Raw genomic sequence first — 505 nt, 5'->3', positions numbered from 1 at the left:
ATGCCCTGTACGAATACCGCGGCCTGTTCTGGCGCCGTCCGTACCTGACCGCCGTACTGACCGTGATGATGCTCTCCCTGGCCGGTATTCCGCTGACCGCGGGCTTCATCGGCAAGTTCTACATCATCGCCACCGGTGTCGAATCCCATCAATGGTGGCTGGTCGGTTCCCTGGTATTGGGCAGCGCCATCGGCGTGTTCTACTACCTGCGTGTCATGGTCACCCTGTACCTGATCGAACCGAACCTGCGTCGCCACGATGCGCAACTGCACTGGGAACAGAAAGCAGGCGGCGTGATGCTGCTGGCCATCGCTCTGGTCGCGTTCTTCCTCGGCGTCTACCCACAACCGCTGCTGAACCTGGTTCAGCAATCGGGGCTGGTGGGTTGATCGCTTGAGCGACACTCGGTAGAAAACAGAAACGGCACCTTCGGGTGCCGTTTTTTCGTGGGGGGTTTAAAGACTGAAAAGTTTTCAGGCTTCGCTTTTGTGGCGAGGGAGCTTGC

General features: G+C 58.8%; 1 protein-coding gene. It reads left to right on the top strand.

All coding sequences use genetic code 11. The features are described 5' to 3' along the window. Window positions 1-389, top strand: a 389-nt coding sequence (locus tag D8U18_RS20755; protein WP_277752485.1) for a proton-conducting transporter membrane subunit, incomplete at its 5' end; no start/stop codon positions are given. Window positions 390-505 lie beyond the last annotated feature (116 nt).

Source organism: Pseudomonas sp. Sample_10, assembly GCF_004321495.1.
GTDB lineage: Bacteria > Pseudomonadota > Gammaproteobacteria > Pseudomonadales > Pseudomonadaceae > Aquipseudomonas.
The sequence above is the reverse complement of the archived record's forward strand: the minus strand, read 5'-3'. Positions and strand labels throughout refer to the sequence as shown.